We start from the raw sequence: 15,281 nt of genomic DNA on the forward strand, positions 1-15,281 counted from the left end.
TGTTTAAAACCTTTTAATAAGTTATTCAAAACTACTAATCGGTTAAAAATACATTTCAAATATTTAGTTAAATTTGCAGAACTAAAAATAACGAACTAAATAGCTTCTTATGATTCACTTCTTTGGAAACATTGCTGAAAAAATTTATGCAGTTTCAACATCAAAAGAACTCTCAAAAACTAATATCGATAAGTTAACTTGGCTTTTTGGTAACCAAAAAAAATTAAATCAAGCATCAATCGATGCTTTTTTTGTTGGTCCACGTGCAACGATGATTACACCTTGGAGCACAAATGCAGTTGAAATAACTCAAAACATGCAAATTGAAGGAATTCAACGTATTGAAGAGTTTGTTGCGAGTACGAAAGATGCTCTATATGACAAAATGTTATTTCAAAAATACAAGCAATTAAATCAGGATATTTTTACAATAAACAGTAAACCTGAGTCAATATTAGAAATTGAAGATATTCAAGCGTATAATTTAAAAGAAGGTTTATCTTTAAGCGAAGAAGAAATTAGCTATTTAAATAATTTAAGTGATCGATTAGGAAGAAAATTAACAGATTCTGAAGTATTCGGATTTTCACAAGTAAATTCAGAGCATTGTCGTCACAAAATTTTCAATGGAAGTTTTGTAATTGATGGTAAAGAAATGCCATCTTCTTTATTTAAATTAATTAGAAAAACATCTGAAACAAATCCAAACACTATTGTTTCAGCATATAAAGATAATGTTGCCTTTTTAAAAGGTCCAACTGTAGAGCAATTTGCACCAAAAACAGCTGACAAACCTGATTTTTACAAAACAACAAATTTTGAATCCGTTATTTCATTAAAAGCAGAAACACATAATTTCCCAACCACAGTTGAGCCATTTAATGGTGCTGCAACTGGTTCAGGAGGTGAAATACGAGATAGATTAGCTGGTGGAAAAGGGTCATTGCCTTTAGCAGGAACCGCTGTGTATATGACTTCCTATTCTCGACTAACACAAGACAGGCCTTGGGAAAAAAATATGCAAGAAAGGGATTGGTTATATCAAACTCCAATTGATATTTTAATAAAAGCATCTAACGGAGCATCTGATTTTGGAAATAAATTTGGACAGCCACTTATTTCAGGTTCTTTATTAACTTTTGAATATAATGATGTAACCAGAAAATTAGGCTTCGATAAGGTAATCATGCAAGCTGGTGGGATTGGTTATGGAAAAGCTGATCAGGCAATTAAAGAAAAACCTACAAAAGGAGATAAAGTAGTAATTTTAGGTGGTGATAATTACCGAATTGGTATGGGAGGTGCTGCTGTTTCATCTGCAGATACTGGCGAATTTTCAAGTGGAATTGAATTAAATGCTGTACAACGTTCAAATCCTGAAATGCAAAAAAGAGCTGCAAATGCAATAAGAGGAATGGTTGAAAATGAACACAACCCAATTGTTTCTATCCATGATCACGGAGCTGGTGGTCATCTTAATTGCTTATCCGAATTGGTGGAAGAAACAGGTGGAATTATAGAAATTGATAAATTACCTATTGGTGATCCAACACTTTCAGCAAAAGAAATTATTGGAAATGAATCTCAAGAACGAATGGGATTGGTAATTCATGAAAAAGATATTGAACAATTACAAAAAATTTCTGCAAGAGAACGAGCTCCTTTTTATGAAGTTGGTGAAGTTACAAACGATTTAAAATTTACTTTCGAATCGAAGAAAAACAATACCAAACCAATGGATTTGAATTTATTGGATATGTTTGGCAGTTCTCCAAAAACTATTATGAATGATAGTACTGTAAAAAGAAATTATAGTGAACTTATTTATACACAAGAAAATATTCAAGATTACCTCCGTGAAGTTTTAAAATTAGAAGCAGTAGCTTGTAAAGATTGGCTTACCAATAAAGTAGATCGATGTGTTGGCGGAAAAGTTGCCAAACAACAATGTGCTGGCCCTTTACAATTACCTTTAAATAATTGCGGCGTAATGGCATTAGATTATAACGGCAAAGAGGGAATTGCAACTTCTATTGGTCATGCGCCTATAAGTGCTCTTATTGATCCTGTAGCTGGTAGTAGAAATGCCATAGCAGAAGCACTAACTAATATTATTTGGGCACCGCTTCAAGATAATTTGACTTCTGTTTCTTTATCTGCAAATTGGATGTGGCCTTGTAAAAACGAAGGAGAAGACGCACGTTTATATAAAGCTGTTGAAGCAGTATCAGATTTTGCTATTGAATTGGGGATAAATATTCCAACTGGAAAAGATTCTCTTTCGATGAAGCAAAAATATGAAAATGAAGAAGTGATTGCTCCTGGAACTGTAATTATTTCTGCCGCAGGACATTGTAATGAAATTTCAAAAGTTGTTGAACCAGTTATTCAATTAAAAGAAAATAACAAGCTGTATTACATTAATTTATCAAATGAAAATTTCAAATTAGGTGGTTCTTCATTTTCCCAAATTAATGGAAATTTAGGAGTTTTTACACCTACAATAAAAAGTGCAGCGTATTTTAAAACTGTTTTTAATACCATTCAACAGTTAATTAAAGAAAATAAAATTTTAGCTGGACACGATATTTCATCAGGAGGAATGATAACTACTTTACTAGAAATGTGTTTTTCTCAGCAAGAAATTGGTTTAGAAATAAACCTTTCTGAAATTAATGAAAGTGATATTATAAAACTATTATTTGCTGAAAATAGCGGAATTATTTTCCAAAGTTCAGATAAAAATATAGCTTCTATTTTAAAAGAAAATAATATTCAATATTTTGAAATTGGTAAAGCTATTCAAAGTAATAGTGTTTTAATTAAAAACAATGCTAAAACTTACAATTTCAACATTCCTGAATTAAGAGATATTTGGTTTGAAACTTCTTATTTATTAGATGATAAACAATGTGCCAACAATAAAGCTAAAGAACGTTTTGATAATTATAAAAATCAACCTTTAAATTATACTTTCCCAAAAGACTTTGAAGGAAAATTACCAGTTATAAACTCTAAACAAAAGCCAAAAGCTGCAATTATAAGGGAAAAAGGAAGTAATAGCGAACGAGAAATGGCTCATGCTATGTATTTGGCTGGTTTTGATGTAAAAGATGTGCATATGACCGATTTAATTTCTGGAAGAGAAACGTTGGAAGATATTCAGTTTATTGGCGCTGTTGGTGGATTTTCAAATTCTGATGTATTGGGTTCTGCCAAAGGTTGGGCTGGTGCATTTTTATATAATGAAAAAGCGAAAAAAGCATTGGATAATTTCTTCGCTAGAAAAGATACATTATCCGTTGGAATTTGTAATGGTTGTCAACTATTTATGGAATTAGAAGTAATTAATCCTGAGCATAAAGTTCACGGAAAAATGCTTCATAACGATTCTCAAAAACACGAAAGTAATTTTACTTCTGTAACTATTCAAAAAAATAATTCGGTAATGTTATCGTCTTTAGAAGGAAGTACTTTAGGTGTTTGGATTTCAAACGGAGAGGGGAAATTTAACTTACCTCTTCCTGAAAATAATTATAATATTGTTGGAAAATATGGTTATGAAGGTTATCCTGCAAATCCAAATGGTTCTGATTATAATGTAGCTATGTTAAGTTCAGCTGATGGTCGCCATTTAGTAACTATGCCACATATTGAACGTTCTATTTTTAAATGGAACTGGGCATATTATCCTTCCGACAGAAAAGATGAAGTATCGCCTTGGCTTGAGGCTTTTGTGAATGCTAGGAAGTGGTTAGAAAAATAAGCCCAAAAAGCTATAAAATATTTAAAGGACTTTATTTTTAATAAGTCCTTTTTTTATACGTATTAAAAATAAAAAACAAGCTTGTAATTAAACAAGTTTTACTTCAATATAAAACAGTATATACTTAAATGTTTTTAGGTATATTTTAATAGTATAATAGCTATAAGTAACAAAAATAACATATATGATTAAACTATTGTAAATTCCTTATTAATTTTATACTTTGCAAACACACAAACAAACTATATAAGATGCCTATAAAAGTTACTCGTTCATTCGATTTTGCATACTACCAACTAGAAAAATATAATTTAAAAGAATCACTAACTACCAAATATAATGGAACTTGGGTGTCTACATCTTCTCAAGAATATATAGATAAAGCAAATGCCATTAGTAGAGGTTTATTAAAACTAGGTGTTAAACCAGGAGATAAAATTGCCGTTATTTCATCTACCAACAGAACGGAATGGAATATTTTAGATATTGGAATTACTCAATTAGGAGCATTAAATATTCCTATTTATCCAACCATATCTAAGGATGATTACGAATACATTTTTAATCATGCCGAAGTAACTCACTGTTTTCTATCCGATGAAGAATTATTTATTAAAGCAAATTCCATAAAAGGTAATGTGCCAACTTTAAAAGAAATTTATTCTTTTGAAGAAATAAAAAATTGTAAAAATTGGAAAGAAGTTTTAGAGTTAGGTAAAGATGAAAGCAACCAAGCACAAGTTGAAGAATTTAAAAACAACGTTAAACCAGATGATTTAGCTACAATAATTTACACTTCTGGAACCACTGGAAGACCAAAAGGAGTTATGCTCTCACATAATAACTTAGTAAGTAATGTAATTGATAGTTATCCTAGATTACCTATTGAAGGAGAAATGAAAGTTTTAAGTTTTTTACCTGTATGTCATGTTTTTGAACGAATGCTGTTGTACTTGTATCAATATTCTGGAACTTCTATCTATTTTGCTGAAGCAATTGATAAAATTGGAGAAAACTTAAAAGAAGTTAAACCTTCACTTATGTCTGTTGTTCCAAGATTACTTGAAAAAGTTTACGATGGTATTATTGCTAAAGGAACTGAACTAACAGGTATTAAAAAAATGCTATTCTTTTGGGCTGTTGATATTGGATTAAAATACGAACCATATAGAAAAAACGGTTGGTTTTACCATCAAAAATTAGCAATTGCCAATAAACTTATTTTTAGCAAATGGCGAGAAGCCTTAGGTGGTAATTTAAGAACAATGGTTTCTGGTAGTGCCGCTTTACAACCTCGTTTAGCCCGTATATTTACTGCTGCAAAAATGCATATAATGGAAGGTTACGGACTTACCGAAACTTCTCCCGTTGTTTCTGTTAATATGTACAAAAATCACATGATGAGAATTGGAACCGTTGGTAAGCCAATTGATAATGTAGAAGTTAAAATTGCCGAAGATGGTGAAATTTTGATAAAAGGTCCAAATGTTATGAAAGGCTATTATAAGGATCCTGAAAAAACTGCAAGCGTAATGACTGGAGAATATTTCCATACTGGTGATAAAGGTGAATTAGATAAAGATGGTTTCCTTAAAATAACCGGAAGAAAAAAAGAAATTTTTAAAACTTCTGGAGGTAAATACATTGTACCTGCATTACTTGAAAACGAAATGAAGCAATCCCGTTTTATTGAGCAAATTTTAGTTATTGGAGAAGGACAAAAAATGCCAGCAGCTTTAATTCAACCAAATTTTGAGTTTTTAAGAGGATGGTCTAAAATACATCACGAACCAATTTTAGGAAATAATGAAGATTTAATTAAAAACCCTCATGTTATTGAAAGAATTCAAAAAGAAATTGACAAGGGAAATAAAAACTTTGGTAAATGGGAAACTATTAAAAGATTTGAATTAACTCCTGAGGTATGGGGAATTGATAACGGATTACTTACTCCTACTATGAAACCAAAAAGAATTGAAATTCTTGAAAAATATAAACATTTATACAATAAAATTTACGATATTGATCAATAATCTTTTTAGATAAAAAGTTAAATTGATTTTTATATTTTTGCAGTAAACGAATTTAGTTGTATGGAGCATTTTATAGTATCGGCACGTAAATACAGACCACAAACTTTTAATGATGTTGTTGGCCAACAAGCAATAACAAATACGCTTGAAAATGCTATAAAAAGTAATCATTTAGCACAAGCACTATTATTTACTGGTCCACGCGGTGTTGGAAAAACAACTTGTGCTAGAATTTTAGCTAAACAAATTAATCAGGCTACAAATAAAACAACAGATGAAGATTTTGCATTTAATATATTTGAATTAGATGCGGCTTCTAATAATTCCGTAGATGATATAAGAAGCTTAACCGATCAGGTTAGAATACCTCCACAAACAGGCAAATACAAAGTTTATATTATTGACGAGGTTCATATGCTTTCTGCTGCTGCTTTTAACGCTTTTTTAAAAACATTAGAAGAACCACCAGAACATGCTATTTTTATTTTGGCAACTACGGAAAAACACAAAATAATTCCAACTATTTTATCACGTTGTCAAATTTTTGATTTTAAAAGAATTGGTGTTATAGACATCAAAAATTATCTTAAAAATATAGCAGTACAAGAAGGTATAACTGCTGAAGATGATGCTTTACATATAATTTCTCAAAAAGCAGATGGTGCTTTGCGTGATGCCCTTTCTATTTTTGATAGAGTTGTTAGCTTTTCAGGTGAAAACTTAACACGAAAAGCAGTTACCGAAAATTTAAACGTTTTAGATTACGATGAGTTTTTTATTGCTACAGATTTAATTTTAGATAATAAAATCCCAGAATTATTAGTGCATTTTAATGCCATTTTAGCACGCGGTTTTGAAGGTCATCATTTTATTATTGGTTTGGCCTCTCATTTTAGAGATTTGCTTGTTGCAAAAGATAAAACAACTACAGAACTACTAGAAGTTGGTGATAATACTAAGAAAAAATACCTTTCTCAAACTGAAAAATGTGACTTACGATTCTTGCTTCAAGCAATTGATATTGCAAATCAATGCGATTTGAATTATAAAAGCAGTAAAAATCAGCGGTTGTTAATTGAACTTACCATAATGCAATTAGCCTCCATCACATTTGATGGAGAAAAAAAAAATAACAAACCTTACATAATTGCTGCACTGCATTTTCAATCTCAAAATAATACACTGTACAATCCTAATTTAAGTAAACCTCTCAAAAAAATTAAGGAGAATAAAACTATAGAGCCTAAAGTAGTTACTCCTACTAAAAAGTTAGTAAAACCTGATTTAAAAATTGAAAATAGGAGGCCTTCTCCCCTTTCTTTAAAAAGTATAAATCACAAAAAAGAAATAGCTAAAATTGAAGTAGATTTTGAAGAAGTAGAAGGATTACCAAAAGATGATTTTACCGAAAATGAAGCTATTAGATTATGGTTAACTTATGCGGATAAATTAAAAGAAAAAGGGAAAAATAGTTTAGCAGCAATTATGACAGCTAATAGTCCAGTTATTAAAGAACAAAATTTCCATCTAGAATTACCAAATTTTGTGATGGAAAATCAGCTAAAGGTTAGCATTAATCCTTTGCTGAAATATTTAAGAAAAAACCTTAATAATTTTAAAATAAGTATTATTATTCATGTTAATGAGAAAGCAACAAAAAAATATGCTTATACTCCTCAAGAAAAATATCAAAAGTTAATAGAAAAAAATAGCGCTATTGAAATGCTAAAAACAACTTTTGATTTAGACGTTTAATTTTTAATACCCAATATAATTTTGAGCATAAAATTAATCATAACTTTTTTAATTGGCTTTTTAATAGTTGCCATTGCGGCAAATGAAATTGCTAAGATTTTCCAAAAGAAAAGATTCCCATTAATAACAGGTTTAATTATTACAGGAATTATTGCAGGATCCTCATTTTTAAATTTTATTCCACCAAAAGCATTAAAAGAGTTAAACTTTTTAAATGAAATAGCATTATCAATTATAGCTTTTTCAGCAGGTTCTGAATTATATTTAAAAGAGCTTAGAAGTAGATTAAATAGTATAAAATGGATGACTATAAGCCAACTTTTTATAACATTTATTTTAAGTTCTTTTGTCATTTATTTTGTAGCAGATTTAATTCCGTTTATGGCAGATATGCCCACTACGCATAAAATTGCTGTAGCAATACTTTTTGCTACCATTTTTGTTGCTCGTTCTCCATCATCAGCAATTGCCGTTATTGATGAATTAAGAGCTAATGGACCTTTTACTAAAACAGTTATGGGAGTTACGGTAATAAAAGATGTTTTAGTAATTATTTTATTTGCAATAAGTATTTCTATTGCAAAAGCTTTTATAAATGATGAACCTACTAATTTACTTTTCTTTATTGTTTTATTTATAGAATTAATAGCTTCTATAGGTTTAGGTTTGGCATTTGGAAAACTTTTAGCTCTTCCATTTTTAACTAAAGCTGATAAACAATTAAAGGGAATTGCTATCATTTTAATTGGATATGGAATTTATCTATTTTCTCATTTAATTACTTTAGAAGTTCATCAACTTTTACATATTGAATTTGCTTTAGAGCCCTTATTAATATGTATAATTGCAAGTTTCTCCTTAACTAATTATAGTAAACATAGAATAGAATTTTCAAAAACACTAAAAGAAATAAGCCCACTTATTTATATTATATTTTTTACTTTAACTGGAGCTTCTTTATCAGTACACACTTTAATTAATGTCTTTAGTATAGCTATTGGTTTTTTCTTTTTAAGATTATTTACGATGTTTATAAGTGGTGCAGCTGGAGTATATTTAGCTAAAGACCCAAAGAAATTTGCTTTAGTTGCTTGGATGCCTTATTTAACACAAGCTGGCGTAGCTTTAGGATTAGCTACAATTATTTCTCAAGAATTCCCTATTTGGGGACATGAATTTGAAACTATAGTAATTGCAGTTATTGTAATGAATCAATTAATTGGACCTCCTCTATTTAAATGGTCTTTAAATTATTTACATGAGAGTCATTTAAAAGCTAAAAAGAAAAGTAAACCCGATAATCAAAATGCTATAATTTTTGGTTTTGAAAATCAATCTTTAGCTTTAGCAAAACAATTAAAGCAAAATAATTGGGAAGTAAATATTGCTCAAATTGAATCAGAAAACTTAGTTGTAGATAAAGAATTTGAAGTAATATGCTTAAAATCTTTAGTAAATAAACAATTACAACAATTAGAATTACAAAATTATGAAGCTATTGTTTTATTACTTTCTGATGAAGAAAATTTAAAATTAGCAACGTTTATTTATGAAAATATCGGGACAAAAGTGGTAATAGTTAGATTAAATGACAGAAGTTACTTTGAAAAATTCCATAAATTAGGTGCATTAATAATTAACCCAGCAACAGCAATGGTTAGTTTATTAGATCATTTTGTTCGTTCTCCAAATGCAGCTTCATTATTATTAGGAATGGATTCCGATCAAGACACGATTGATATTGAGATACGAAATAAAGACATTCACGGAATTCGCTTACGAAATTTACGCTTACCTTCCGATGTTTTAGTACTTTCCGTAAAACGAAAAGGTCAATTATTAGTTTCACACGGTTATACTCGGTTACGTTTAGGTGATGTTATAACTTTAGTTGGTGCTGATGAAAGCTTACAAAAACTTAAATTTAAATTTGATTCCTAATGCTAGGTTTAAAACTTCCAACCGATCCAAGATGGGCAAACATAGCCGAAAAAAATATTGATGAAATATTAATTGATCATGCTCATTGTGAACTTAAAGCTGCAGCAACAGCTAATTCTCTAATAATGAGTTTTCCTGAATACTCTGAATTAGCTGACGAAATGGTTAGCATTGTTAAAGAAGAAATGAGCCATTTTAAATTAGTACACGATAAGCTACAATTAAAAGGAGTTGCATTAGGAAAAGATAGGAAAGATGAATATGTAAATAAAATTTTAAAGTTTTTTCCAAAAGGTGGAAGCAGAACTACACAATTAATACACCGGTTATTATATGCTGCACTAATTGAAGCAAGAAGTTGTGAGAGATTTAGATTATTATCTGAAAATTTAAAAGATAAAAGTTTAGCAAAATTTTATAGAGATTTAATGGTTTCCGAAGCAAATCATTATAGTTTATTTTTAAATTTCGCCAGAAAATATGGTAATCGTGCAGAAGTTGATAAAAAGTGGCAAGACTTATTGATTTTTGAAGCTGAGATTATGAAAGATTTAGGAGATAAAGAATCTATTCACGGATAAACAATTTGTATTTTTACAAAAATTAAATATCATGAATAATAACGATACTATTATTGCTTTAGCTACTTCTTCAGGTGTTGGAGCAATTGCTGTTATTAGATTGTCAGGTGAAAAAGCAATTGAAATTGTAAATACTTTTTTCCATTCAAAATTTGGAAAAAAAGATTTAACAAAAGTAAAATCGCATACTATTCACTTAGGAAATATTATCGAAAATAATCATATTATTGATGAAGTATTAGTTTCTGTTTTCAAAAATCCAAATTCCTATACAGGTGAAAATGTAGTAGAAATAAATTGTCACGGATCGGTTTATATTCAACAAGAAATTATACAATTATTCTTAAAAAATGGTGTAAGAAATGCTAATCCTGGTGAGTTTACGTTACGTGCTTTTTTAAATGGAAAAATGGATTTAAGCCAAGCGGAAGCTGTAGCAGATTTAATTGCATCAGATTCAGCAGCTTCACATCAGGTAGCATTACAGCAAATGCGAGGTGGATTTAGCTCTGAAATACAAACCTTACGTCAACAATTACTAAATTTTGCCAGTTTAATTGAATTAGAACTCGATTTTTCGGAAGAAGATGTTGCATTTGCCGACAGAGACGAATTTGCATTATTAATTACAAAAATTAGTAAAATTCTTAAAAAGTTAATCGATTCTTTTGCCTTAGGAAATGTATTAAAAAATGGTATTCCAGTAGCAATTGTTGGAGAACCAAATGTTGGTAAATCAACCTTACTTAATGCACTTTTAAACGAAGAAAAAGCTATTGTAAGCCACATTGCAGGAACTACTAGAGACGCTATTGAAGATGAAATAATTATTGAAGGAGTAGCCTATAGATTTATTGATACTGCAGGTATAAGAACTACAGAAGATTTTGTAGAAAATATTGGAATTAAGAAGACTTTTGAAAAAATTGAGCAAGCGCAGCTAATTATTTATTTATTTGATTTAGAATCCATTAAAAATAAAAAATCTGATTTAAATACCATATTAGCCGAGGTAAAAAAAATTAAAACTGAGTATTCAAACAAAAAAACACTCATAATAGCTAATAAGGTAGATTTAGTATCTGATGAAATTATAGCACAAACAAAATCTATTTTTAAAAATTATGATATTCTATTTATTGCTGCTAAACAAAAAACTGGAATACAAAATTTAATTGAAAAATTAATAGAACTAGCAAATACAGGAGCTTTAAGTAATAATGAAACTATAGTTAGTAACTCACGTCATTTTGAAGCTTTAAATAATGCGTTAATTGCAATAAATGATGTTCAAAAAGGAATAGATGACAACATTAGTTCCGATTTATTAGCCATAGATATTCATGAAGCTCTTCATAACCTTGGATTAATTACTGGAGAAATTACTACCGATGATTTACTTGGTAATATTTTTGCTAATTTTTGTATTGGGAAGTAATCACATTTCCTTTTCTTGTTATATACCTATTTTTCATATAGTTACATATTTTTATCTTCCTTTTTTTGTTGCTTTTTTGCCTTTTTTAATGTAAATTTGTTGTATATATGTTGCCTAAAATACGGATTTGTTGCCCAAATCTGTTGGCGAAAATAAAAGCGAAATGATGCACCATATTGCCCCACGTTGCACCATAACGCTACATAAAGCACCATTTATGAGCAGTAATTTATACATCCCCAAAAATTGTAAGCATTGCGGTAATGCCTTTACAGCACGAACAACAGTAACAAAATACTGTAGTGATACGTGTGCAAAAAGAGCATATAAAGCACGTATGCGTGAAGAAAAGATTCAAGCCACACTTACAGAAGATATGCAACAACAAAAAGAAGTTGTTCAAGTTATCAATCCAAATACAGTAAACAATAAAGATTTTTTAAGTGTTACAGAAGTATCTCAACTAATTGGTGTTAGTAGATGGACTGTTCAAAGAATGATTCAACAAGGACGTTTAAAAGCAGTTCCATTTGGTAGAAAACGAATTGTAGCCAGATGGCAAATAGAAAACCTTTTTAATTAATAGCCTATGAAAGTAACTTTAAGAGAACGCCAAAAGAATAATAAAATTAGCCTGTATTTAGATTATTATCATAAAGGAAGCCGCAAATCGGAGTACCTACGATTATATTTGAATCCAAATCCTAAAAACAAAACGGAAAGAGATTTAAATAAGAAAACTAAAAAATTAGCCGAAACCATTTGTGCGCAAAGACAATTAGAAGTTCAAAATGGTATTTATGGTTTCCAAGATATTGAAAAACTAAAAGGTAGTTTTATTACATATGTTACAACATTAGCCGAAAAGAAAAATACAAGTTCTGGTAATTATGGCAATTGGAATAGTATGCTAAAGCATTTAAAAACCTTTTGTAAAACAGATATTAGTTTTCAAGAAGTTGATAAAATATTTGTTCAAAAATTCAAAGATTATTTAGGTAAAGATGCAATGGCAAGAGCTGGTAAAAAACTATCTCAAAACTCTAAATATTCATACTTTGGAAAGTTTTGCGCTGCATTAAAACAAGCGGTTAAAGATGGTATTTTAAAAGTAAACCCTGCCAATGGTGTTGAATATTTCAAGCAAGGAGAACCTCAACGAGAGTTTTTAACACTTGAGGAACTGCAAAAAGCAGTAAAAACAGAATGTGAACTACCATTATTAAAAAAGGCATTTATATTTTCAGCTTTAACAGGTTTACGTTGGTCTGATATTGAAAAATTACTTTGGTCAGAAATTCAACACTCAAATGAATTGGGTTATTACATTAGGTTTAGACAAAAGAAAACTAAAGGCGCAGAAACACTACCTATTTCAGAACAAGCAAGAGAATTATTAGGAGAAGAAGGCAAACCAGATGAAAAAGTATTTGGTAATTTACACTATAGTGCCTGGACTAATTTAAAACTGCAACAATGGATGATGAATGCAGGAATTACTAAAAAAATCACGTTCCATTGCGCTCGTCATACCTACGCTACCCTACAACTAACTTTAGGCACTGATATTTACACAGTTTCAAAACTTTTAGGGCATAAAGAGTTAAAAACAACTCAAATTTATGCTAAAGTTATAGACAGCAAAAAGAAAGAAGCAGCTAATAAAATTAAATTGGACTTATAATGGCTAAAGACTTATTTATAGACTTGTTATACGTTGAAAAAGTTTCTGACGATACAAGAACAGACAACCAATTTAAAGAACTTTTAAATCGCTTGGAAAAAGAATTTTATAATACGACACCTAAATTTGAAATCGATTATAAAAAAGCGTATTCCAATAAACGTAAGTATTACAATAAACTAATTGAGAATGAGTACATCAAAAACTTTAATAGTATTATTGACGCTCTTGAAATAAATTCTACATCTAGTCATTTATCTTTTATATATACCAAAGAATACAATCGAATTAAAAGTTATTTAACTCAAATTAGTAAATATATAGCTGAAAATGATGTTAATGTAAATCTATACTTAACACCTACCCTTAATGATAGATCTGATGAATCTTATATTATTTCATTTCTTAAAACAAATGCTATGATGTTATTTATGGAAATTCAAGAACGATTTTCAGAATACAGCGATGAAGAAATTTATACTATTGATGAATTACACGAAGTATTTTTTAATGAAGAACCTCAAATAGATTTATTAATTAAACCATATGAAGGGAAACCTATTAAAACCAAAAATACTGTTACAAAATCAAAAAAATTCAAAGCTATTAAAGGTGATTTAGAATCAAGGGATTCTAATCCTAAAATTTTAGCATATTCAGAAATTGTTAACCCTTCAAAAGAAACTCAATTTTTAATTGCTGAAGAGCGTTTATTTGAAAATGAAATTATTGATAATAACTACACCTTTAATTCAAAAAAAGGGAACAAAATAATATTAGCAGCTTTCATATTTAGACTTTACAATATGAATTATTTCAATCAACGTACTTTTTCTCCTTTAAAAACTATTAAAGAAAGAGATATTACTAAATTTTTCGCAAATAGATATGGAAATGGTAGTGACGCAAATAAAGAGTTTCGTAATTTTAAAGGCATAAAAAAGCATCAATACTATAAAATTATTGATGCTCATTATTGGTTATCAAATATAAGTTGATATGAAAATTGAAATTGGAGAATCTTTAATTTACAGTTACTTAAAGCATCTTGAAGGATGCAGAATTGTACAAACTAATTGGAAAACAAGTGGTAATTGGACTGTAACTGAATTTGAACAAAATAGAGCAAGAAATTTATTTAATAAAATTGCAAATGCTCCTCAATTTGAAGGCATATTTAAAAACTCTTCTTTTGAGCAGCTTATGAAACAAGCTGAAATTGATGTATTAGGAATTAACACTACTGAAAATACAGTATTTGGAATTGATGTTGCTTTTCATACAGCAGGGTTAAATTATGGTAGTAAAGAAGAAACTGCAATTCGTGTGGTTAAAAAAATATTCAGAACAATATTTATTATGCAATCCTATTTCAATGAATATGAAAAATTTAACTCCTACTTTATTTCTCCAAAAACAAACCCTGCAACTCAAAATATAATCGATGACTTAATTGAAAAGGCTAAAGACTTAATTGAAGATAGTAATATTTCTATTGATTTTATTTCAAATGATGATTTTTACAATGTAATTGTTGATCCTTTAATCAAAAACATCAATGATGAAAATGATACAATGGAGCTTTTCGCAAGGTCTGTTAAACTATTACAATTAGATAGCCGAAAAAATCAATTTCAAACAGACACCACAAAACCTAAAACTATTAGAAAATCTATTAACAAAAATAAACGTCAAATAGATAATATGTTAATAGGTCAATTTGTACAGCATTGCTTTAGAGATGCTTTTTCTAAAAATCTTATTTCTGAAAATGAAATATTAAATCTTCAAAAGCCAGAATATTCAAAAGACACCTTTGATATAAATTTTGAAGTACTTCGATATAAAACAAGAAGTCCAGAAGACCATAATGGTAGAGGAAGATATTATAAAAGAGAATTATTTTGTAATGATTATCTCTTATGCTCTCAATGGGTTGAACCGCAGTGGGATTTATTTCTTTCTTGGCTTAATAAAATTGGTTACGATTATAAAAAAGAATTAAATATTACATCTTAAACACTCCTTTTTTAATGTGGTATTATCTATCTATAATACCAATACCATAATACCAATATTTCAG

The 15,281-nt window shown here is 29.2% G+C and carries 10 protein-coding genes; all 10 read left to right on the forward strand.

The features are described from left to right. The first annotated feature begins 109 nt into the window (after positions 1-109). Positions 110-3,766, forward strand: a complete 3,657-nt coding sequence (gene purL / locus R3342_RS01620; RefSeq protein WP_318937915.1) for a phosphoribosylformylglycinamidine synthase — start codon at positions 110-112, stop codon at positions 3,764-3,766. A 251-nt stretch (positions 3,767-4,017) separates the two neighbouring features. Then, positions 4,018-5,799 (forward strand): AMP-dependent synthetase/ligase, encoded by a 1,782-nt coding sequence (locus R3342_RS01625; RefSeq protein ID WP_318937916.1) that lies wholly within the window; start codon positions 4,018-4,020, stop codon positions 5,797-5,799. A 60-nt stretch (positions 5,800-5,859) separates the two neighbouring features. Then, a complete protein-coding gene (gene dnaX, locus R3342_RS01630; protein ID WP_318937917.1) occupies positions 5,860-7,554 on the forward strand; it encodes a DNA polymerase III subunit gamma/tau in 1,695 nt (564 codons plus the stop codon). Positions 7,555-7,575: 21 nt separating this feature from the next. Further along, positions 7,576-9,495: a monovalent cation:proton antiporter family protein gene (locus tag R3342_RS01635; RefSeq protein WP_318937918.1), complete on the forward strand. Its 1,920-nt coding sequence runs from the start codon at positions 7,576-7,578 to the stop codon at positions 9,493-9,495. Continuing rightward, positions 9,495-10,076 carry a tRNA-(ms[2]io[6]A)-hydroxylase gene (locus R3342_RS01640; RefSeq protein ID WP_318937919.1) on the forward strand — a complete coding sequence of 194 codons (582 nt, stop codon included), beginning with the start codon at positions 9,495-9,497 and terminating at the stop codon, positions 10,074-10,076. The genes R3342_RS01635 and R3342_RS01640 overlap by 1 nt, the downstream gene beginning before the upstream one ends. Positions 10,077-10,107: 31 nt before the next feature. Next, positions 10,108-11,514 carry a tRNA uridine-5-carboxymethylaminomethyl(34) synthesis GTPase MnmE gene (gene mnmE, locus R3342_RS01645; RefSeq protein WP_318937920.1) on the forward strand — a complete coding sequence of 469 codons (1,407 nt, stop codon included), beginning with the start codon at positions 10,108-10,110 and terminating at the stop codon, positions 11,512-11,514. A 130-nt stretch (positions 11,515-11,644) separates the two neighbouring features. Further along, positions 11,645-12,097: a helix-turn-helix domain-containing protein gene (locus R3342_RS01650; RefSeq protein ID WP_318937921.1), complete on the forward strand. Its 453-nt coding sequence runs from the start codon at positions 11,645-11,647 to the stop codon at positions 12,095-12,097. Between the two features lie 6 nt (positions 12,098-12,103). Beyond that, entirely contained in the window at positions 12,104-13,198 is a 1,095-nt protein-coding gene (locus tag R3342_RS01655) for a site-specific integrase (protein ID WP_318937922.1), read from the forward strand. Further along, entirely contained in the window at positions 13,198-14,196 is a 999-nt protein-coding gene (locus R3342_RS01660; protein ID WP_318937923.1) for a DUF6617 family protein, read from the forward strand. Before R3342_RS01655 ends, R3342_RS01660 begins: the two co-directional genes overlap by 1 nt. 1 nt (position 14,197) lies before the next feature. After that, on the forward strand, positions 14,198-15,217 hold the full coding sequence (locus tag R3342_RS01665; protein WP_318937924.1) for a hypothetical protein: 1,020 nt from the start codon (positions 14,198-14,200) through the stop codon (positions 15,215-15,217). Positions 15,218-15,281: the final 64 nt, after the last annotated feature.

Source organism: Lutibacter sp. (assembly GCF_033723435.1).
Classification (GTDB): Bacteria; Bacteroidota; Bacteroidia; order Flavobacteriales; family Flavobacteriaceae; genus Lutibacter.